This is a genomic window from Comamonas sp. w2-DMI (genome assembly GCF_040187735.1).
Taxonomy (GTDB): Bacteria; Pseudomonadota; Gammaproteobacteria; order Burkholderiales; family Burkholderiaceae_C; genus Comamonas; species Comamonas terrae.
Window position 1 is genome coordinate 200,656 of the sequence record NZ_JBANEL010000001.1, and the last position, 20,869, is coordinate 221,524.

The 20,869-nt window shown below is 63.8% G+C and carries 17 protein-coding genes and 2 pseudogenes; 13 read left to right on the forward strand and 6 right to left on the reverse strand.

The window, feature by feature from the left end:
- Positions 1-44 precede the first annotated feature (44 nt).
- Entirely contained in the window at positions 45-1,232 is a 1,188-nt protein-coding gene (gene metK, locus V8Z74_RS00845; protein ID WP_066473669.1) for a methionine adenosyltransferase, read from the reverse strand.
- Between the two features lie 132 nt (positions 1,233-1,364).
- Here metK and V8Z74_RS00850 point away from each other — a divergent pair.
- Positions 1,365-2,227, forward strand: a pseudogene (locus tag V8Z74_RS00850) (lysophospholipid acyltransferase family protein).
- Positions 2,224-3,102: a lysophospholipid acyltransferase family protein gene (locus tag V8Z74_RS00855; protein ID WP_066473656.1), complete on the forward strand. Its 879-nt coding sequence runs from the start codon at positions 2,224-2,226 to the stop codon at positions 3,100-3,102. Before V8Z74_RS00850 ends, V8Z74_RS00855 begins: the two are co-directional and overlap by 4 nt.
- Before the next feature lie 51 nt (positions 3,103-3,153).
- On the opposite strand, the gene V8Z74_RS00860 is transcribed toward V8Z74_RS00855, so the two are convergent.
- Both V8Z74_RS00860 and yihA read right to left on the reverse strand, forming a co-directional pair.
- Positions 3,154-4,071, reverse strand: coding sequence for an alpha/beta fold hydrolase (locus V8Z74_RS00860; protein ID WP_349707447.1), 918 nt, complete (start codon positions 4,069-4,071; stop codon positions 3,154-3,156).
- A gap of 50 nt (positions 4,072-4,121) precedes the next feature.
- Positions 4,122-4,853, reverse strand: coding sequence for a ribosome biogenesis GTP-binding protein YihA/YsxC (yihA, locus tag V8Z74_RS00865; protein ID WP_349707448.1), 732 nt, complete (start codon positions 4,851-4,853; stop codon positions 4,122-4,124).
- 77 nt (positions 4,854-4,930) lie between these two features.
- Here yihA and V8Z74_RS00870 point away from each other — a divergent pair, with 77 nt between their 5' ends.
- From V8Z74_RS00870 to msrQ, 5 genes are all read left to right on the forward strand, one after another.
- Positions 4,931-5,575, forward strand: coding sequence for a c-type cytochrome (locus tag V8Z74_RS00870; protein ID WP_349707450.1), 645 nt, complete (start codon positions 4,931-4,933; stop codon positions 5,573-5,575).
- A gap of 211 nt (positions 5,576-5,786) precedes the next feature.
- Complete coding sequence (locus V8Z74_RS00875; RefSeq protein WP_349707451.1) at positions 5,787-7,964, forward strand: cytochrome c biogenesis protein ResB; 2,178 nt, start codon at positions 5,787-5,789, stop codon at positions 7,962-7,964.
- Complete coding sequence (ccsB, locus tag V8Z74_RS00880; RefSeq protein WP_349707452.1) at positions 7,961-9,307, forward strand: c-type cytochrome biogenesis protein CcsB; 1,347 nt, start codon at positions 7,961-7,963, stop codon at positions 9,305-9,307. The genes V8Z74_RS00875 and ccsB overlap by 4 nt, the downstream gene beginning before the upstream one ends.
- A 234-nt stretch (positions 9,308-9,541) precedes the next feature.
- Complete coding sequence (gene msrP / locus V8Z74_RS00885; protein ID WP_349707453.1) at positions 9,542-10,537, forward strand: protein-methionine-sulfoxide reductase catalytic subunit MsrP; 996 nt, start codon at positions 9,542-9,544, stop codon at positions 10,535-10,537.
- A 226-nt stretch (positions 10,538-10,763) separates the two neighbouring features.
- Positions 10,764-11,378 (forward strand): protein-methionine-sulfoxide reductase heme-binding subunit MsrQ, encoded by a 615-nt coding sequence (gene msrQ, locus V8Z74_RS00890; RefSeq protein ID WP_502879421.1) that lies wholly within the window; start codon positions 10,764-10,766, stop codon positions 11,376-11,378.
- A 12-nt stretch (positions 11,379-11,390) separates the two neighbouring features.
- Here the strand turns inward: msrQ and V8Z74_RS00895 are convergent, their stop codons facing one another.
- Entirely contained in the window at positions 11,391-12,221 is an 831-nt protein-coding gene (locus V8Z74_RS00895; protein ID WP_066473633.1) for an oxygen-binding di-iron domain-containing protein, read from the reverse strand.
- A gap of 103 nt (positions 12,222-12,324) precedes the next feature.
- Positions 12,325-12,576: an LPS translocon maturation chaperone LptM gene (gene lptM / locus V8Z74_RS00900; protein ID WP_349707455.1), complete on the reverse strand. Its 252-nt coding sequence runs from the start codon at positions 12,574-12,576 to the stop codon at positions 12,325-12,327.
- 12 nt (positions 12,577-12,588) lie between these two features.
- Here lptM and cyaY point away from each other — a divergent pair, with 12 nt between their 5' ends.
- Positions 12,589-12,927: an iron donor protein CyaY gene (gene cyaY, locus V8Z74_RS00905; RefSeq protein ID WP_349707456.1), complete on the forward strand. Its 339-nt coding sequence runs from the start codon at positions 12,589-12,591 to the stop codon at positions 12,925-12,927.
- 95 nt (positions 12,928-13,022) lie between these two features.
- On the opposite strand, the gene V8Z74_RS00910 is transcribed toward cyaY, so the two are convergent.
- Positions 13,023-15,347, reverse strand: coding sequence for a penicillin-binding protein 1A (locus V8Z74_RS00910; RefSeq protein ID WP_066473627.1), 2,325 nt, complete (start codon positions 15,345-15,347; stop codon positions 13,023-13,025).
- 372 nt (positions 15,348-15,719) lie between these two features.
- On the opposite strand from V8Z74_RS00910, the gene V8Z74_RS00915 reads away from it, so the two are divergent.
- From V8Z74_RS00915 to V8Z74_RS00935, 5 genes and pseudogenes are all read left to right on the forward strand, one after another.
- Positions 15,720-16,796, forward strand: a complete 1,077-nt coding sequence (locus tag V8Z74_RS00915) for a pilus assembly protein PilM (RefSeq protein WP_066473625.1) — start codon at positions 15,720-15,722, stop codon at positions 16,794-16,796.
- Positions 16,793-17,404 carry a PilN domain-containing protein gene (locus V8Z74_RS00920; protein ID WP_066473622.1) on the forward strand — a complete coding sequence of 204 codons (612 nt, stop codon included), beginning with the start codon at positions 16,793-16,795 and terminating at the stop codon, positions 17,402-17,404. Before V8Z74_RS00915 ends, V8Z74_RS00920 begins: the two co-directional genes overlap by 4 nt.
- A complete protein-coding gene (locus V8Z74_RS00925) occupies positions 17,404-18,081 on the forward strand; it encodes a type IV pilus inner membrane component PilO (protein ID WP_349707805.1) in 678 nt (225 codons plus the stop codon). Before V8Z74_RS00920 ends, V8Z74_RS00925 begins: the two co-directional genes overlap by 1 nt.
- Positions 18,078-18,627: pseudogene (locus V8Z74_RS00930) on the forward strand (pilus assembly protein PilP). The gene V8Z74_RS00925 and the pseudogene V8Z74_RS00930 overlap by 4 nt, the downstream one beginning before the upstream one ends.
- Positions 18,627-20,753 (forward strand): type IV pilus secretin PilQ, encoded by a 2,127-nt coding sequence (locus tag V8Z74_RS00935; protein ID WP_502879422.1) that lies wholly within the window; start codon positions 18,627-18,629, stop codon positions 20,751-20,753. Before V8Z74_RS00930 ends, V8Z74_RS00935 begins: the two are co-directional and overlap by 1 nt.
- Positions 20,754-20,869 lie beyond the last annotated feature (116 nt).

Sequence of the window (20,869 nt, forward strand, 5' to 3'; positions counted from 1 at the left end):
CCCGGCGGTGGCCGGGCGGCTTTGCTGATGGAGGCGCTTGTGCGTCAGGCCCGCAGGCCGGCAGCTGCACGCAGCGCTGCTGCCTTGTCCGTGCGTTCCCAGGTGAACTCGGGCTCTTCGCGGCCGAAATGGCCGTAGGCGGCGGTCTTGCTGTAGATCGGGCGGCGCAGGTCCAGCATCTCGATGATGCCGCGCGGACGCAGGTCGAAGTGCGCAGCCACCAGCTTGGCGATCTCGTGGTCGGGGATCACGCCCGTGCCTTCGGTGTAGACCGTGATGTTCATGGGGCGGGCCACGCCGATGGCGTAGCTGACCTGGATCTGGCACTGGCGGGCCAGGCCGGCGGCCACGATGTTCTTGGCCACGTAGCGCGCGGCGTAGGCGGCCGAACGGTCCACCTTGGTCGGATCCTTGCCCGAGAAGGCGCCACCGCCGTGGGGGCAGGCACCGCCGTAGGTGTCCACGATGATCTTGCGGCCGGTCAGGCCGCAATCGCCCTGGGGGCCGCCGACCACGAAGCGGCCGGTGGGGTTGATCAGGTACTTGGTTTCCTGCAGCCACTCCTTGGGCAGCACGGGCTTGATGATTTCCTCGATGATGGCTTCGGTGAACGAGGCCTTCATCTTGGTGGCCGATTCCGACTGGTCGGGGCTGTGCTGGGTGGACAGCACCACGGTGTCGATGCTGTGGGGCTTGCCGTCCACATAGCGCATGGTCACCTGGCTCTTGGCGTCCGGGCGCAGGAAGGGCAGGCGGCCGTCCTTGCGCAGCTGGGCCTGGCGCTCCACCAGGCGGTGGGCGTAGTAGATGGGCGCGGGCATCAGCTCGGGCGTCTCGTCGCAGGCATAGCCGAACATCAGGCCCTGGTCGCCGGCGCCGATGTTCAGTTCGTCGTCGCTGGCCTTGTCCACGCCTTGGGCGATGTCCTGGCTCTGCTTGTCGTAGGCCACGAGCACGGCGCAGCCCTTGTAGTCGATGCCGTATTCGGTGTTGTCGTAGCCGATGCGCTTGATGGTGTCGCGCGCGACCTGGATGTAGTCGACGTTGGCACCGGTGGTGATCTCGCCCGCCAATACCACCAGACCGGTGTTGGTCAGTGTCTCTGCAGCCACGCGGCTATGCGGGTCTTGGGTGAAAATAGCGTCCAGAATCGCATCGGAGATCTGGTCCGCCACCTTGTCGGGATGGCCTTCGGATACCGATTCCGAGGTGAACAGAAAATCGCTCGCCATTGAATAAACTCCTTGTTCCAGCTTTTTAGTGGGCGCTGCCCAAGCTCAAGAAGCTCTGGCGAACGCTTTAGCAGAACTTATTTAACGTCGCTCTGCAAGTTGCTCATTTAACTCAGCGACTCCCCAATTCTAATGCCTTCCCTGTTTCGACTCTTTGCTGCGCTGCCTTTGTGGCTATTGCACTCGCTGGGCGCAGTCATGGGATGGCTGGTTTTTGCCCTGTCTCCGACGTACCGGCGCCGCTTTGCCGCCAATGCCGCCCAGGCCGGCTATCGCTTTGGCCAGGTGCGCGCGGCCGTCGGGCATGCGGGCCGCATGGTGTTCGAGATGCCCCGCATCTGGCTGGGGCAGCTGCCGCCGTGCACCATGGTCAACGAGGAATGCGCCAAGGCGCTTTTGCGCGCGGCAAGGGCATCGTGTTTCTCACGCCGCACCTCGGCTGCTTCGAGATGTCGGTGCAGGATGCGGCGCGGCGCTGGGCCGCCGAGCATGGCGATATCACGGTGCTGTACCGCCCGGCCCGCCAGGGCTGGCTGGCCCAGATCCTGGAAACCGCACGCAACCGGCCCGGCGTGCAGGCCGTGCCGACCACGCTGTCGGGCGTGCGGCAGATGATCAAGGCCCTGCGCCAGGGATCGGCCGTGGGGCTGCTGCCCGACCAGGTGCCGCCGCAGGGCCTGGGCATCTGGTCCCCGTTCTTCGGGCGCGAAGCCTATACGATGACGCTCGCGGCGCGCCTGGTGCTGCAGACCGGGGCCGCCGTCATCGTGGCCCGGTGTGAGCGTTTGCCCTGGGGGCGGGGCTATACGCTGTATTTGGAGGAATTGCCTGTGCCCACTTCTCAAACGCTGGAGTCTGCCGTGCAGCAGATCAACGCGGCCATGGAGGCCACCATCCGCCAATGCCCGCAGCAATACCTGTGGGGGTATGGCCGTTACAAGCAGCCGCGTGCGGAAAGCCTGCAGACACCGCAGGCCCAGGGGGAGAGCGTATGAGCGCCAGCCGGATTGCCATCGGCTGCATGCATGTGCTGGCCAGGCTGCCGCTGCCCGTGCTGCGCGGTCTGGGCAAGTGGGTGGGCCGCGTGCTCTATGTGCTGGCGGGCCAGCGGCGCAGGATTGCGCTGCGCAATCTGGAGCTGTGCTTTCCGGAGGTGCCCGAAACCCAGCGCAGGGCCTGGGCGAAAGAGACCTTCGAGGTGTTCTGCCAGACCTTTCTGGACCGCAGCTGGCTGTGGTTCGGCTCCGAGGAACTGGTCAGAAGCCGCGTGAAGCTGACCGGCGCCGTCCATGAGCTCGATGGCGGCGAGGCCACGATCGTGTTCGCACCGCACTTCTACAGCATGGATGCGGGCGGACTGGCGCTGCCGCTCAATACCAGCCGCGAGTTCACCTCCATCTATGCGACCAACCCCGATCCGGCGCTGGATGCCTGGTTCATGGCCGGCCGCCAGCGCTTCGGCAATGTGCGCATGCTCAACCGTGCCGACGGCGTCAAGCCCATCATTTCCTGCCTGCGCAAGGGCGGCCTGCTGTACCTGCTGCCCGACATGGACTATGGCAAGAACGATTCGGTGTTCGTGCCCTTCTTCGCCGTGCAGAACACCGCGACCATCCCGTCGCTGTCGCGCTTTGCCCGGCTGGGCAAGGCCAAGGTGGTGGCGCTTTACAACCGCATGACGCCCGATGGCTATGTGGCCGAGCTGACGCCCGCATGGGAGAACTTCCCTACCGACGACCATGTGGCCGACACGGCGCGCATGAACCGCGAGCTGGAGGCCGCCATCCTGACCATGCCGGCCCAGTACTACTGGGTGCACAAACGCTTCAAGACGCGGCCCGACGGCGAGCCTTCGCTGTATGCCCCATAAAGGATTTGAGTGAAAACTGGCTGAAGCGCTTGTGCATCAGGCGCTGCCAGCTCACTTTTTTGCAGGCTCTGCCAGAAATTCCTGCAAGGTCCGGACGACGGTTTCGGGCTGCTCGTGCACAAGCCAATGGCTGGCATTGCCGACATGCTCCACCTGCAGTTGGGGCACCCATTGCTCCAGACCGTCCAGCAGCGCGGGCTGCAGTGCCAGATCCTGGTCGCCCCAGAGAATGCGCGTGGGCACGGGAATGTGCAGCATTTCGGGCGGCAGCGTGAGTCCGCGGATGTCGTGCAATGCATCCTCGCTGTCGCCAGGGCGGGGCGGAGCCAGCGGGCTGGCCGCGTAGTACATGCAGGCGCCGTGCACGCCCAGACTCCAGTGCTGTTTGTATTGCGCCTGAAGCTGCGGCGTCATCCAGGAGGGCATGCCGCCCTGGCGGGTCTGGAAAAAGCCCAGCATGCGTTGCCAGTCGTTTTCGGCCAGCAGCCGTGGCGCATCGGGACGGCGCAGGAAGTGCATGTACTGGCTGGCTGCCTGCTGCCGGGGATTGCTCTGCAGTTCGCGCAAGAAGGTGCCGGGATGCGGCGAATTGAGGATGAACAGCCGCTGCAGCAGTTCCGGGTGGCGGTTGGCCAGCCCCCAGGCCACGGCGCCGCCCCAGTCGTGGGCGATCACGCAGGCAGCCGGCTGCCCGGGGCTTTCCAGCTGTATGAGCGCCTTCAGGTCGTCGACCAGCAGCTTGGCGCGGTAGTCGCCCACATCTTCGGGCTGGCTGGAGCGCCCGTAGCCGCGCATGTTCGGTGCCACGCAGCGGTAGCGGCCGCCGAAATGCTCCAGCAGCTCGTCCCAGATGAAGGCGCCCTCGGGGAAACCGTGCAGGAACAGCAGCAGCGGCTGGCCTGTCTGGCCGCTGCTGCGGCACTCCAGTTCTATGCCGTTGGACAGGGAATGCGTGCAAACGCTGATCATGAAGCTCTCCTATTCATAGCTTCCAGCGCTTGCACATCAAGCGCTGGAAGCTATTTTTGCTGAGGTTCTTCAGCAGCCGGCGTCGCATCGGCGACGGCGGCGGGCGGGAGGCCTTCGGGATGGCACCAGTGCCACAGCAGCTGGGCGACGTCATCCACGCCCTGCTTCTTGAGCGCCGAGAACATGCGCACCTCGCCGCCGCCCGCATTGAGCCTGGTGATGGACAGCACCTTGGCCTGTTCGGCGCGCGTGAGCTTGTCGGCCTTGGTCAGCAGGATCAGGAATTTCAGTCCTTGCTCCACGCGCGGGCGGATGGCTTCGAGCAGGGCTTCGTCCAGCTCGGTCAGGCCCAGGCGGGGGTCGCACAGCAGCACCACGGCGGTCAGGCTTTCGCGGCTGATCAGGTAGTTGAGCATCACGCGCTGCCAGCGTTCCTTGTCCGAGCGCGAAACGGCCGCGTAGCCGTAGCCGGGCAGGTCGGCCAGCACGGCATCGGTCACGCCCTGCTTGCCCAGGGCAAACAGGTTGATGTGCTGGGTGCGGCCAGGCTTTTTGGAAGCGAAGGCCAGCTGCTTTTGCTGGGTCAGCGTATTGATGCAGGTGGACTTGCCCGCGTTGGAGCGGCCCACGAAGGCGATTTCGGGAACCTCGACGGTCGGGAGCTGGTGGAGCTGGGCCGCGGTGGTGAAAAACCGCGCGGTGTGCATCCAGCCCATGGCAAGCTTGCTGTCGATCAAGGATTGTGTTTTTCCGGCAGCTGTATCCGGGGAAGCATGGGTCATGACGGTATCTATTTCAGGGAGGCCCATTGTAGAATCGGCCGGATTCGCGCTCTCAACAATAGACCTAGCCCCTTGATATGAAGTTGCTTGCCTCGTTGCTGACGGCTGCTATTTTCGCAGCACCTGCCTTCCCCGCTTTTTCGGCCGGGGAAACGCCCGCCACCGCCGGGGCCACAGCCACCAAGGTCGATCTCGCCAAGGGCGAAGCCAGCTACGGCGCTGTCTGCGCGGCCTGCCATGCAGCCGACGGCAATTCCACGGTACCGCTGCAGCCCAGGCTGGCGGGCCAGCATCCCGAATACCTGGTCAAGCAGCTGCGCGAGTTCAAGGACGGCAAGCGCAACGATCCGGTCATGAAGGGCATGGCCGCCACGCTCAGCGATGCCGACATGCAGAATGTCTCGGCCTGGCTGCATGCCCAGAAGCCCAAGAATGGCTTTTCCAAAGACAAAGATCTTGTGACCCTGGGTGAACGTATCTACCGCGGCGGCATCCAGGACCGCAATATCGCGGCCTGCGCGGGCTGCCACAGCCCCAACGGCGCAGGCATACCCGCCCAGTATCCGCGCCTGGCGGGCCAGCATGCGGACTACACCGTCAAGACCCTGGCGGCATTCCGCGACGGCACGCGCGCCAATAGCATTCCCATGGCCCAGGTTGCTGCCAAGCTCAACGACCGTGAAATCAAGGCCGTGGCAGACTATATTGCTGGCTTGCGTTAAAGCTTTCGTTCATTGGAGAAGTGTCCTGGGGTAAACCCCGGGGAACTTTCACGGCTTCAACATCCCAAAGTCAGGCGGGCCCATCGCGCAAGCAGAGGGCCCGCCTTTTTTTGCCGCCGGGCCGCCCAAGGCCAAGGCGGCCTCTCGGGCGGCGGCCACACGCCAGGGGGAACGCGGGGCATTTTTTCATTCGGGCATTTTTCGGTCGTTCATGTCAGACATCCCTTTCCGCGAACGCGACTCCTCCCGCTCACCGTCCGTGCGCGCGACCATGGAGCTGCTGGCGTCCATGCGTTTTGCGATTTCGCTGCTCACGGTGATCTGCATTGCATCGGTGATCGGCACCGTGCTCAAGCAGCACGAGCCGCTGGCCAATTATGTGAACCAGTTCGGTCCCTTCTGGGCCCAACTGTTCCTCGCGCTCAAGCTCAACGCGGTCTACAGCGCCTGGTGGTTTCTGCTGATCCTGGCCTTCCTGGTGGTCAGCACGTCGCTGTGCGTGGCGCGCCACGCGCCCAAATACCTGGCTGACATCCGCACCTACAAGGAAAACATCCGCGAGCAAAGCCTCAAGGCCTTCCACCACCGCGCCGAAGGCGATGTGCCGGGCAGCACGGAAGAGGCGGCCCGGCGCCTGGGCCAGCAACTGGCCTCGGGCGGCTGGAAGGTGAAGCTGCAGCAGCGCGACACGGCCGCCGGTCCGGGCACGGGCTGGATGCTGGCTGCCAAGGCCGGTGCGGTCAACAAGCTCGGCTATATCGCGGCGCACTGCGCCATCATCCTGATCTGCCTGGGCGGTCTGTTCGACGGCGACCTGATCGTGCGCGCCCAGATGCTGCTGGGCGGCAAGACGCCGTATACCGGCGGCGGCATGATCTCGGACGTGGCGCCCGAGCACCGCCTGTCGCCGCGCAACCCCACCTTCCGGGGCAACCTCATGGTGTCCGAAGGCACGCAGTCGGGCACGGCCATCCTGAGCCAGTCCGACGGCATCCTGCTGCAGGAACTGCCGTTTTCGGTGGAGCTCAAGAAATTCATCGTGGAGTACTACTCCACGGGCATGCCCAAGCTGTTTGCCAGCGACATCGTGATCCACGACCGCGAGACCGGCGAGAAGCTGGAAAAGCGCGTGGAGGTCAACCATCCGGCCAGCTACAAGGGCGTGGAGATCTACCAGTCCAGCTTCGACGACGGCGGCTCCACCGTCAAGCTGCATGCCGTGCCGCTGGACAGCGCGGAAAAGGCCTTCGATGTCGAAGGCATGATCGGCAGCTCCACGGTCTTCACCAAGCAAGGCGCCGATGGCCGCCAGGACAAGGTCACCCTGGAATTCACGGGCCTGCGCACCATCAACGTGGAGAACTTCGGCGACAACAACAGCCAGGGCGCCGATGTGCGCAAGGTCAACCTCAAGCAGTCCATCGAGGACCGGCTGGGGGCGGCCCACAAGACCAATGGCAAAAAGGATTTGCGCAACATCGGCCCCAGCGTGAGCTACAAGCTGCGCGACGCGGCCGGCCAGGCGCGCGAATTCCAGAATTACATGCTGCCCGTGGACATGGGCGACGGCCAGCCGGTCTTCCTGCTGGGCCTGCGCGAGAACCAGGCCGACCCGATGCGCTATCTGCGCATCCCCGCCGATCCCGAAGGCACGCTGGACACCTTCATGCGCCTGCGCACCGCCATGCAGGATCCCGCCATGGGCGAGAAGGCCGCGCGCGCCTATGTGAAGAAGGCCGTGGATGCTTCCCGGCCCGAGCTGGCCGAACCGCTGACGCAGTCGGCGCTCAAGGCGCTGGAGCTGTTCGCGGGCAAGGGCGAGGGCCAGCGCAAGGGCCCGAACGGCAAGCTGCTGGGCGGGTTGCAGGCGCTGTCGGATTTCATGGAGTCCAACGTGCCCGAGGCCGAGCGCGAGCGTGCCGGCGAAGTGCTGGTGCGCATCCTCAACGGCGTGCTGTTCGAGCTGGCGCAGCAGGTGCGCGAGCAGGCGGGCCACAAGCCCCTGGACGCCAGCGAAAAGACGCAGGCCTTCATGACCCAGGCGGTGTTCTCGCTCAGCGATGCCCAGTTCTATCCCGTGCCGCTGGTGTTCATGCTGCAGGACTTCAAGCAGGTGCAGGCCAGCGTGTTCCAGGTGGCGCGAGCCCCTGGCAAGAACGTGGTGTATCTGGGCTGCGCCTTGCTGATCATCGGCGTGTTCGCCATGCTGTACGTGCGTGACCGGCGCCTGTGGATCTGGCTGACGCCGCGCGATGGCGGCTGCCACGCCAGCATGGCCCTGTCCACCAACCGCAAGACCCTGGACGGCGACCGCGAGTTCGGCATGCTGGCCGACAAGCTGATCGGGGCCAAGCCCATGGAAAAGAAGACATCCGGAGGTTCGGTATGAACACCGTCACGACAAGAACGAACACGACCCTGACTCTGAACGAAGGCTATTTCGCGCGCCGCAACTGGTTGGACTGGCTGTTCGCGGTCGTGGTGGCCGTGGGCCTGGGCTATGCGCTGCAGCGCTACGCGGCCTATATGGACGTGTACGAGAAAGGCATTTTGCTGGCCTCCATCCCCTGCATGATCTGGCTGGGCTGGTTCTGGCGCCCCTTGCGCGCGCTGATGCTGGGGGTGGCCGTGATGGCGCTGCTGGCCATCGGCCTGTACCAGGGGCCGGAGGGAGCCGATCTGGCGCGCTCGGAAACCGTGTTCGGCCTCAAGTACTTTCTGTCCAGCCAGTCCGCCATCCTGTGGATGAGCGTGGTGTTCTTCATCAGCACCGTGTTCTACTGGATCGGCATGTTCGCCAAGGGCGAAAGCTCCACCATGTCGCTGCTGGGATCGCGCCTGGTCTGGCTGGCCGTCACCATGGCCCTGATCGGCACCATGGTGCGCTGGTACGAGAGCTACGTGATGGGGCCGGACATCGGCCACATTCCCGTCAGCAACCTCTATGAGGTGTTCGTGCTGTTTTGCTGGATGACGGCCATCTTCTACCTGTACTTCGAGGAGCACTACGGGACGCGTGCGCTCGGCGGCTTCGTGATGCTGGTGGTCAGCGCGGCCGTGGGCTTTCTGCTGTGGTACACGGTGGAGCGCCAGGCCTACGAGATCCAGCCGCTGGTGCCGGCGCTCAAGAGCTGGTGGATGAAGCTGCACGTGCCGGCCAACTTCATCGGCTACGGCACTTTCGCCCTGTCGGCCATGGTGGCCTTTGCCTACCTGATCAAGCAGCAGGCCGGCGAAACCCGCTGGTACAAGCTCGCGCCGCTGTGGCTGCTGGGCGTGGTGCTGTGCTTCGAGCCCATCGTGTTCCGCCAGGGGGCCGCCGACAAGGGCAGCAGCTACTGGATGGTGTATTTCGGCATCTCGGCGCTGATCGTGGCCGGCATTCTGCTGGGCCGCAAGCGCATCGCCACCCGCCTGCCGTCCTTCGAGGTGCTGGACGACCTGATGTACAAGGCCATTGCCGTGGGCTTTGCCTTCTTCACCATCGCCACGGTGCTGGGCGCGCTGTGGGCTGCCGAGGCCTGGGGCGGCTACTGGAGCTGGGACCCCAAGGAAACCTGGGCGCTCATCGTCTGGCTCAACTACGCGGCCTGGCTGCACATGCGCCTCATGAAGGGGCTGCGCGGCACGGTGTCGGCCTGGTGGGCGCTGGCCGGCCTGGTGGTGACGACCTTTGCCTTCCTGGGCGTGAACATGTTCCTCTCGGGCCTGCACAGCTACGGCGAACTGTAAGACGCAGGTTGCTTCCAAAAAAGGAGCTGCTGGCGCCTCCACTTCATGGATATCGAGGTGAAATCCCTTCGATATCATGAATTGGAAAGCGCAGGCAGCTCCTTTTTTCATATTGCCGGGCGTTGCCAAGGAACTTTGCCGGCCCGGCCGCTGTCTGAAGCTGCAGCGGCTTCGTCGTTTCATGCCATGCCGGCATGATGGCGGGCTTCCCCACCTCATCCACGGAGTTGCGCAATGCTGATACGTGACCACAGCCAGGGCTTTCAACATCGTCTGAGCAGCGAGATCACGCCGCAATCCGTATACCAGCAGCGCCGCGCGCTGCTGCAGGCCATGGCGGGCGGCGCGGCCGGTGCCGTGCTGGCCGGCTGGGCCGCCCGCGATGCCATGGCGGCCACCGAGCGGCCCGGCAAGCTGGCGGCCCTGGTCGGCGCACCGAGCAAGGTGGCGGGCGCCGTGAGCATGGAGCGAACGACCAGCTACGCCGATGCCACGAGCTACAACAACTACTACGAGTTCGGCCTGGACAAGAGCGACCCGGCCCGCCATGCGCACACGCTCAAGCCCCGGCCCTGGACCGTCAAGGTCGAAGGGCTGGTGCAGCACCCCCAGACCCTCGATATCGATGCGCTGCTCAAGCTGGCGCCGCAGGAGGAGCGCATCTACCGGCTGCGCTGCGTGGAGGGCTGGTCCATGGTGATTCCGTGGATAGGCTATTCGCTCTCCGAACTGCTCAGGAAGGTGCAGCCGTTGGGCAGCGCCAAGTACGTGGAGTTCGTCACCCTGGCCGACAAGGCGCAGATGCCCGGCCTGGACAGCCGCGTGCTGGACTGGCCGTATACCGAAGGCCTGCGCCTGGACGAAGCCATGCATCCGCTCACGCTGCTGGCCTTCGGCATGTACGGCGAGGTGCTGCCCAACCAGAACGGCGCGCCGCTGCGGCTGGTGGTGCCGTGGAAATACGGCTTCAAGAGCGCCAAGAGCCTCGTGGCCATACGCCTGACCGACAAGGAGCCTGGAACGGCCTGGAACAAGGCTGCTCGCAACGAGTACGGCTTCTATTCCAACGTGAATCCCGATGTGCCGCATCCGCGCTGGAGCCAGGCCACGGAACGGCGCATCGGCGAGGACGGCCTGTTCGCCAAAAAGCGCAAGACGCTGCTGTTCAATGGCTATGGCGACCAGGTGGCGCAGCTCTACGCGGGCATGGATCTGAAGAAGTTCTACTGATGCGGGCCTTAGAACTGCTCATGATCTCTACGCAGCCGCGTTGGCAACGCTCCAGCCCTTCGGGACAGTGGCTTCGCGGCCGCCCGGGTGACGGGCAGTCTGCGGCGTTGCAAGTCCTCGCAATAGCGCTGCGGCTATTGCTGCGGTGTTGCGAGCGGGGGGCCTTTCCCTTGCATCCCATCCCGCAAAGCCGCTGTCGCGGCGCGAGGAGATCATGAGCGCGTTCTTGCAAAAGCAGCTGCTGCGGCCCTGGGTCAAGCCGCTGCTGTTCGTGCTGTGCCTGCTGCCTTTTGCCTGGCTGCTCAATGGCGCCGTGGCCAATACGCTGGGCGCGAACCCTGCGGAAGCGCTGCTGCGCAAAACCGGGGACTGGACCTTACGCTTTCTGTGCATCGTCCTGGCCGTCACGCCGCTGCGCCAGTTCTTCGGCCTGCCGGTGCTGGCGCGTTTTAGGCGCATGCTCGGTCTGTACGTGTTCTTCTATGCCTGCCTGCACCTGCTGTGCTATGCCTGGTTCGACATGGGGCTGGAGTGGGACGATATCGTGGCCGACATTCCCAAGCGGCCCTTCATCCTCGTGGGCTTTCTGACCTGGCTGCTGCTCACGGTGCTGGCCGCGACCTCTCCCAAGTTCGTGCTCAAGGCCCTGGGCGGCAGGCGCTGGCAGTGGCTGCACCGCGCCGTCTATGGGGTCGTGCCGCTGGCGTTGCTGCACTTTTTCTGGATGCGTGCGGGCAAGAACAATTTTGCCGAGGTGGCGCTCTATGCGGCCATCCTCGGCCTGCTGATGCTGTGGCGTGTCTGGCAGGCGATGCGCCCGGCCCGGGCAAGGCCGGCCTGACCGGCCGCACGCTTAGGCGCCGGCCACGGCCCGCAGCGGCGGCCGCACCTGGCGCGTGGCAGGATCGATCTGGGCGGTGGGCAACTGGTAGGCGCGCTGGTCGAACAGGTCGATGCCGCACTGCAGGCCTTCGAGCCAGTTGAACAGGTCGGCTATGGCCTGCTGGCCCATGATGGGCGCCCCGTGCTGGGGGACGATCATGTCGATCGGCAGCTGGCGCGCCATCTGTACCCACAGCCGCAGGATCTTGTTGGAGACCATGTAGCGCCGGTGAAAGCCTTCCATGCGCGCGATATGCGGCATCAGGTCGGTGACCGGGCGCTGCGCTTGGGCTCCGGTGGTGAGCGACACGCCCAGGTCGCCCGTGAAAAGGATGCGGCTGACGGGGTCGTAGAAGTGGAAATTGCCCTCGGCATGCAGGAAATGGGCCGGCAGCAGCAGCAGTTCGCTGTTGCCCAGCGGCAGCCGGCCGCCGGCATCGGGCACGCCGATGACGCGGTTCTCCGTCTTGCCCACTTTGGTGAAGTGCGGTGCGAAGCGCTCCCAGATGCGCGAGATGACGAGCTGGGCCTGGGTGGAAGTCATCCAGCGGTCCAGCGAGGCGATGATGTCCGGGTCCGCGTGCGAGGCGATCAGGTAGGCGAGCTTTTGCGGCGGAAAGTGGCGCGACATGCCCATGAACAGCTCGTTGAACGCGAGGTTGCCGCCCGGGTCGATGATGGCGCCCATGCCATGGTCCACGATCAGGAACTGGTTGGCCTGGATGGCCTGACCGTCTTCCTCGATCAGGTCGGTGAACATCAGGCAGATGTGGTGCTTATCGCGGTAGAGCTCTATGGGCATGGCGGGTTTGCCAAAGGACAAGATGCCCGCACTCTAGGGGGCAAACCCGCAGACGGCATTGACCTGCATCAACCGGCGCACACCGCGCCGGCGGCAGCCGCGATCAGGGCTTGGCCGGGGCGTCGGCATCGGCCGGCATATCTGCCGGTGTATCGTCCTGGGGCATCTGCTGGGTCGCGGGGGCAGGCTTGCGGGAGATGCCGAGCGACTCGGGCAGCGTTGCACGGTCGCGGGCCGCCGGATCGGTGGGCAGGAACAGCGGGCCCTTCTGCCCGCAGCCGGCCAGCAGGGCCAGGGACGCCGCACAGGCCGCAAGGGCAATGCTCCTGACTAGAATTTGAGGGGCTTTCAACATGTGCGAATTGTAATGACTGACCTTGAATACCTGGACCGCGCGGAGCAGCTGCTTTTGGCTGTGGAGCAATGCTGCGACCGCATCAACGACGAAACCGATGCCGACATCGATGCCCAGCGCGTGGGCGGCATGGTGACCCTGGTGTTTGGCAACCGCAGCCAGATTGTGATCAATCAGCAAAAGCCTTTGCACGAGATCTGGCTGGCGGCCCGGGCCGGCGGCTTCCATTACCGTTTCGATGTCGCGCAGAATGCCTGGGTGGACACCAAGGGCGCCGGCGAGTTCTTTGCCAACCTGAGCAGCTATGCCACGGAGCAATCCGGCCTGAAGCTCGAATTCAAGGCGCTCTGACTCCGCTGCCAGCCGTGGGCGGCGTGGGAGTCTGGCCGGAAAATGAAAAAGCCTGCTCGCAGGGAGCAGGCTTTCTTGCATCTGGCTGTCCGTGATCAGTTGCGGAACAGGTCCAGGATGCGGCTGCGTTCCTCGGCCGGCGGCGGCGGAGTGGCTCCGGCGGCCGCATTGGTGTCGCTGCCTTCCATGCCCAGGCTGGTGACGCCGCCGTTGCGGGCATTTTCCTCGTAGTACCAATCGCCGCCCATGCTGACCACGCCGGGCGGAACGGGCATCTCGGCCACCGGCACGCCCTTGAGCGCATGCTGCATGAAGCTGATCCAGATCGGCAGGCTCAGGCCGCCGCCGGTTTCGCGCGAGCCCAGGTTGCGCGGCGTGTCGTAGCCGATCCAGGATACGGCCGCCAGCGTGGGCTGGAAGCCGGCAAACCAGGCATCCACGGAGTCATTGGTCGTGCCCGTCTTGCCGTAGAGGTCGGGACGCTTGAGCGTGGCCTGGGCGCGCGCCGCGGTGCCCACGCGGGCCACGTCGTTGAGCAGCGTGTCCATGACGAAGGCGTTGCGCGCCGGGATGGCCTGGGGCAGGTCATTGACCGGCGGGGGCGTGAACTCGGAAAGAATGCGCCCCTTGTGGTCCACGACCTTGGCGATCAGCCAGGGGTTGACGCGGTGGCCGCCATTGGCGAATACCGAGTAGCCGGCAGCCATCTGCAAGGGCGTCACGGAGCCGGCGCCCAGGGCCATGGTCAGATAGGCCGGCTGCTTGGAGGCCTCGAAGCCGAAGCGCGTGGCCCATTCCTGTCCCTGCTTGGGCCCGACGGCCTGCAGCAGGCGGATGGAGATCATGTTCTTGGACTTGTTCAGGCCCGTGCGCATGGTCATGGGGCCGTCATAGCGGCCGTCGTAGTTCTTGGGCTCCCAGGGCTGGCCCCCGGTGACCGACGAGCCGAAGAAGATCGGCGCGTCGTTGATCATGGTGGCCGGCGAGAAGCCCTTTTCCAGCGCTGCCGAGTAGATGAACGGCTTGAAGCTGGAGCCCGGCTGGCGCCAGGCCTGGGTGACGTGGTTGAACTTGTTCTTTTCGAAGTCGAAGCCGCCGACCAGCGCACGGATGGCGCCGGTCTGCGGCACCATGGCGACGAAGGCGCCTTCCACCTCGGGCAGCTGGGTGATCTCCCATGTGCCCTTGGGCGTCTTGACCGCACGGATGATGGCGCCGGGGCGGATCTTGATGTTGGGCGGGGCCTTGGGGCTCAGGCCCGACTCGGCCGGCTTGAGGCCTTCGCCCGTGATCTCGAAATGTTCGCCGTCGGCGCGCGCGGCGATGATCCTGCGGGGCGAGGCATCGAGCACCACGGCTGCGATCACGTCGCCGTTGTCGGGATGGTTGGCCAGCGCATCGTCGATGGCGTCTTCGAGTTCCTGCGGGTTGGTGGGCAGGGCGATGAACTTTTCCGGGCCGCGGTACTTCTGGCGGCGCTCGTAATTCATGATGCCGCTGCGCAGCGCGTTGTAGGCGGCTTCCTGTTCGCCGGCATTGAGCGTGGTGTAGACGTTCAGGCCGCGCGTATAGGCTTCGTTGCCGTACTGGGCAAAGATCAGCTGGCGCGCCATTTCGGCCACGTATTCGGCATGCACGCGGGTGCTGTTGCTGGCGGTGCGGATCTTGAGCGGCTCTTCACGCGCCTGCCTGGCCTGCTCGGCCGTGATGAAGCCGTTTTCCTCCATGCGGTCGATGATGTAGAGCTGGCGCACGCGCGCGCGCTTGGGATTGCTGATCGGGTTGTAGGCCGAAGGGGCCTTGGGCAGGCCGGCCAGCATGGCGGCCTCGGCCACCGTGATGTCCTTGAGCGGGTGGCCGAAGTAGGCTTCGCAGGCCGCGGCAAAGCCATAGGCGCGGTTGCCCAGGTAGATCTGGTTCATGTAGATCTCGAGGATCTGGTTCTTGGTCAGCAGGTGCTCGAGCTTGAACGTCAGCAGAATCTCGTAGATCTTGCGCGTGAAGGTCTTTTCGGAAGACAGGTACACATTGCGCGCCACCTGCATGGTGATGGTCGAGGCGCCCTGGCTCTTGACCCGGCCCAGGTTGGCAATGGCCGCACGCAGCATGCCCTTGTAGTCCACGCCGCCATGCTCGAAGAAGCGGGTGTCCTCGATGGCCAGCACCGCGTTGGTCATGACCTTGGGAATGTCCTGGATCGGTGTCAGCGTGCGGCGCTCTTCCCCGAATTCGCCCAGCAGCGCGCCTTCGCTCGAGTAGATGCGCAGCGGCAGCTTGGGCCGGTAGTCCGCGAGTTCGGACACATCGGGCAGATTGGGATAGGCCATGGCCAGGGCGACAGCCACCGTGAGCACCAGGGCCAGGGCTGCGGCAACGGCAATGCCGGCCAGCCAGAGGATGGCGCGGGGAAACCAGTGCATACGCTTCTTGGAGGTGGGCTGAGGCCTGGAGGCTTGGGGAGCGGAGTTGTCTGATGGCGGCATTTCGCAGTCTGTACAAGGGGTGTCGCATTATAGAAATGCGCCCTTTTCGATGCGTGCGCTGGGTTGACTGGCAGCTCCGGCATCTACGGGAAAGCTGGCCATCCTAGGCCGAACCCTATGCAATGCATGCAAAAGTGACATTTCAGTTGTTGCATTTGACAGGGCGCAAGACTGTCTTTTTTTTGACCACGGTACCGAGAAAACGCCCTTTATTCAATGCATTGACGCCTATGGCTTGCTGATAGCATGCTGCCCTAGTGTGAGGTTTTGTTTCTATATTTACAAGTAAAAAGAGGGGGGAGCATCTCTATGGATGTGAGCTCTTTGTTCAGTCGCCAGCCGGCTCCGCTGCTTGGCATCGACATCAGTTCCTCCAGCGTGAAGCTGGTGGAGCTGGCCAAGAACAAATCCGGTGAGGTGCAGCTGGAGCGCTGCGCCATCGAGCCTTTGGAAAAAGGCTGGATCACCGATGGCAATATCGAGAAATTCGACGAAGTGGCCGAAGCCGTGCGCCGGGTGGTCAAGAAAAGCGGCACGCGCACCAAGAATGTGGCCATGGCGCTGCCTGCGTCGGCCGTGATCACCAAGAAGATCGCGCTTCCCTCTGGAATGACCGAGCAGGAGCTGGAAGTCCAGGTGGAATCGGAGGCCAACCAGTACATTCCGTTCTCGCTGGACGAGGTCAGCCTGGATTTCTGTGTCATCGGCCCTTCCACCAGTTCGCCCGGCGATGTGGATGTGCTGATCGCGGCTTCGCGCCGGGAAAAGGTGCAGGATCGCCAGGGCTTGGCGGAAGCCGCGGGGCTCAAGCCCGTGGTGATCGATATCGAGCCCCATGCATCGCGCATGGCCGCGTCGCGCCTGATCCGGCGCCTGCCCGGGGAAGGCCGGGATGCGGTGGTGGCGCTGTTCGAAGTCGGCGCCATGACCACCAGCATGCAGGTGATGCGCAATGACGAGGTGCTGTATGACCGCGACCAGGCGTTCGGCGGCGCCCAGCTGACGCAGCTGATTGCCCGGCAATACGGCTTTTCCTCCGAGGAGGCAGAAGCCAAGAAACGCAGCGGCGACCTGCCGGACGACTACCCTTCCGCCGTACTCAAGCCTTTCGTGCAGAGCCTGACGCAGGAAGTGGCGCGCGCATTGCAGTTCTTCTTCACGAGCACGCCATACAACCGTGTCGATCACATTCTGATGGCGGGAGGCTCGGCCTCCCTGCCGGGACTTGTCGAAGCGGTGAGCCAGCAGTCGGGATTTGCGTGCAGCCTGGTCAATCCTTTTGACGGCATGGAGATCGGCAGCGGCGTGCGCCTGAAGAAGATGGCGCGCGAGGCGCCGTCCTATCTCACCTCCTGCGGCCTGGCGATGCGGAGGTTCGTAGCGTGATCCTGATCAATCTGTTGCCTCACCGGGAGGCTGCGAAAAAGCGCCGCAAGGAAGCTTTTCACATCAACCTGTTCCTTTCCGCGCTGGCCGGCCTGCTGATTGCAGCGCTGGTCTACTGGTATTTCCAGACCATGATTGAAAACCAGCAGGCCCGGAACGAGGTGCTGCGCTCCGAGATCAAGGTGCTGGAAGCGCAGATCAAGGAGATTGCCGGCCTGGAAGGGGAAATTGCTGCGCTGCGGGCCAGGCAGAAGGCCGTGGAAGACCTGCAGTCGGACCGCAATCTGCCGGTCCACATGCTCAACGAACTGGTCAAGCAGCTGCCCGACGGCGTCTACATCACCAGCATCAAGCAGGAGGGGCTGGTGGTCACCATGCAGGGCACGGCCCAGTCCAACGAGCGCATTTCGGAAGTGCTGCGCAATCTGTCCGAAGGAACGCCCTGGTTCTCCAAGCCGGAGCTTCAGGAAATCGTGGCCAAGACCGTGGACGTGACGGCCAAGGAAAAGCGCAGGGCGGCGGCATTCACCTTGCGCGTCAATCTGACGCGCGCCAGCGATGCAGAGAAAAACCTGGCAGCGGCCAACTCTTCCGTGAAGGCGAAATGATGGCCAAGAAGAAGTCATTGAACCTTGATTTCTCTGCGCTGCAGGAAAAGATGCAGCGCCAGTTCAGGAACCTCGATCCGAATGATCCGTCGGTCTGGCCTGCGCTGCCCAAATCGCTGCTCTATATCGCTGTGGCGGTCGCCGTGGCGGCGCTGCTGTGGTTTGCGATGCTCAAGGACTATCAGGAAGAGCTGGAGCAGGAGCAGAACACCGAGGTGAGCCTGCGCCAGGATTTCCAGACCAAGCTGACCAAGGCGGTGAGCCTGGACGCCCTGAAAAAGCAGCGCGAGCAGGTGGAGCAGTATGTGACCCAGCTGGAAAAGCAGTTGCCCAGCAAGGCCGAGATGGCCGCGCTGCTGTCCGATATCAACCAGGCCGGCCTGGGCCGCAGCCTGCAGTTCGAGGTATTCCGCCCGGGCTCGATGGTGACCAAGGAGTATTACGCCGAGCTGCCGATCGCCTTGAAGGTGACGGGCCGCTACCACGATATCGGCGCCTTCGCGTCCGATGTGGCGTTCCTCTCCCGGATCGTGACCTTGAACAATGTATCCATCGTGCCCAGTGCCAAGGACGGCGACATCCTGACCATGGATGCCACTGCCCGCACGTTCCGCTACCTGGATGCGGATGAAATACAGGCGCAGCGTGCGGCGGCAGCCGGAAAGGGCAAGAAATGAAGCGATTGCCTTTTGCGTGGGTGACGGCAATGGCGGGCTGCCTGCTGCTGGCAGGCTGCCTTTCCTCGGAAGAGGATGAGCTGCGCTCCTGGATGGCGCAGGAACGGGCCAATGCCAAGCCCCGGGTCACGCCGCTGGAGGAGCCCAAGCCCTTCAAGCCCCAGGCCTATACCGAAGGCGCAGGCATGGATCCGTTCAATCCGTTCAAGCTGCTGCAGGTGCTCAGGCGCGAATCGGCGCAGTCCAACGCCAACACCAGCCTGATCGCGCCGGAGCTCAGCCGCCGCAAGGAGCCCCTGGAGGCGGAGCCGCTGGATGCGATGACGATGGTGGGTAGCCTGGACAAGAAAGGCGTCCCCACGGCCCTGATCAAGGTGGGAAATCTGCTGTACCAGGTCCGCACGGGCAATTACCTGGGGCAGAACTACGGAAAAATCGTCCGGATCTCCGAAAACTCCGTCCAGCTGAGGGAAATCGTGCAGGACGGCGGGGGGGGACTGGATTGAAAGAACAAGTACTTTGGAGTTGCAGGAGGGAAAGAAATGATGGGTGCAAACCATGGCATTCTTGCCAGGGCCCGCTGGGGCCTGGCCCTCGGCGGCTTGTTGCTGAGTTCGCTGGCCTGGGCTCAGGCCCGCATTGAATCGGTGTCGGGCTCCCTGCAATCGGGAACCGAGGTCATCCGTGTCGATTTTTCCGAACCTCTGGCTGCAGACCCCACGGGATTTGTCGTCCAGTCGCCGGCCCGCATCGCACTGGATTTTCCCGGTGTCACGAACGGCACCGGCAAATCCGTGGTCGACTTCAACCACGGCAATCTGCGCTCCGCGAATATCGTGGAAGCCTCGGGGCGCTCGCGCATTGTCCTGAACCTCAAAACTGCAGCCACCTACCGGACCGAGCGGCAGGGCAAGGCCCTGCTGATACTGCTGGATCCAGCCGCTGCGGCGGCTCCGTCCGGCAATACGGCGGCATCCAAGATCTTTGAAAGCAAATCCGCATCCAGCGATGTGGCTCCGATCCGTGACGTGGACTTCCGCCGCGGCAGCGACGGTTCGGGCCGAGTCGTCATCGGACTGAGCAACAGCCAGGTGGGCGTCGATCTGCGCCAGGAGGGCAAGGGACTGGTCGTGGACTTCCTGCGCAGCTCCCTCCCGGAGAACCTGCGCCGAAAGCTGGATGTGGCCGATTTCGGCACGCCGGTACAGGCCATTTCGACCACCCAGCAGGGCGACCGTGTGCGCATGCGAGTGGATGCCGTCGGGGACTGGGAACACAGCGCCTACCAGAGCGACAACCAGTTCGTGCTCGAGATCCGCCAGAAGAAGGTGGACACCAGCAAGCTGACCCAGGGGCCCGGATACAGCGGCGAAAAGCTTTCGCTGAATTTCCAGAATATCGAGGTCCGCGCCCTGCTGCAGGTGATTGCGGATTTCACCAACTTCAATATCGTCACTTCCGACACGGTCACGGGGGCGTTGACGCTGCGGCTCAAGGATGTGCCCTGGGACCAGGCGCTGCAGATCATCATGGATGCCAAGGGCCTGGGAATGCGCAAGTCGGGCTCCGTGCTGTGGATTGCGCCCAAGGATGAAATCGATGCCCGCACCAAGCGCGACTATGAAGCGGCGATGGAAATCCAGAAGCTGGAGCCCTTGCGCACCCAGGGTTTCCAGCTGAACTATGCCAAGGCCGCCGATATCCTGCAGCAGCTCACCACTTCGAGCGGCGGGGGCGGTACGGCAGGGCAGAGTGCTCGCTTTCTCTCCCAGCGCGGGTCGGCCATTGCCGAACCCCGCACGAACCAGCTGTTCGTCACCGATACGGGTACCAAGCTGGAGGAACTGAAAGCCTTGCTGGCGACGCTGGATGTGCCGGTGCGCCAGGTGATGATCGAGGCACGCATCGTGGAAGCCCGTGACAGTTTTGGTAAATCGTTGGGGGTGCGGCTTGGCGGTGGAGCCCTTAACTCCAGGAATCAGATTTCCACCGGCATCGTCAACCGAAAGGAATTCAAGGTTGACCAAACAACAGGCATGGTCACCAATACATTTGAGACGGATTTCAGCAAGAATTTTGTCAATCTGCCGGCCAGTGTGCCTGGCGTGGCTTCGGTTGGACAGCTTGCGTTCAGTGTATTCAACAGCACGGCAACACGCTTTCTTTCGCTGGAGCTTTCCGCCATGGAGGCGGATGGCGAAGGTAAGGTCGTTTCCAACCCGCGCCTGGTCACGGCCGACCAGAACAAGGCTCTGATCGAACAGGGTACGGAGTACCCCTATTCGGTGACGGCTCCCAACGGCGCCACCACGATCTCCTTCAAGAAGGCCGTGCTCAAGCTTGAAGTGACGCCGCAGATCACGCCCGAGGGCGACATCATTCTCGATCTGGACGTGAACAAGGACAGCCGGGGCGAGACCACGACCCAGGGCGTGGCCATCGATACCAAGCACATCAAGACCCAGGTGCTGGTCGAGAACGGCGGCACCGTGGTGATCGGCGGCATCTTCGAGATGGAAGAAACCAACCAGGTCAACAAGGTGCCCATGCTGGGCGACATTCCCGTGCTGGGCCATCTGTTCAAGAACAACACCAAGGCGTCCACCAAGCGCGAAATGCTGGTGTTCATCACGCCGAAAATGCTCAACCAGCTGCGTACGGCCAACAACTGACACCGTTTCTTTCATGGCGGTAGGGTCTGCATGAACTTCATGCAGACCCTTTTTGCATCTGCAACGTGAGAAGATTGGCGTTCTTTGGCGAGACGGGCGGCAGCTGCAAGGTTTGG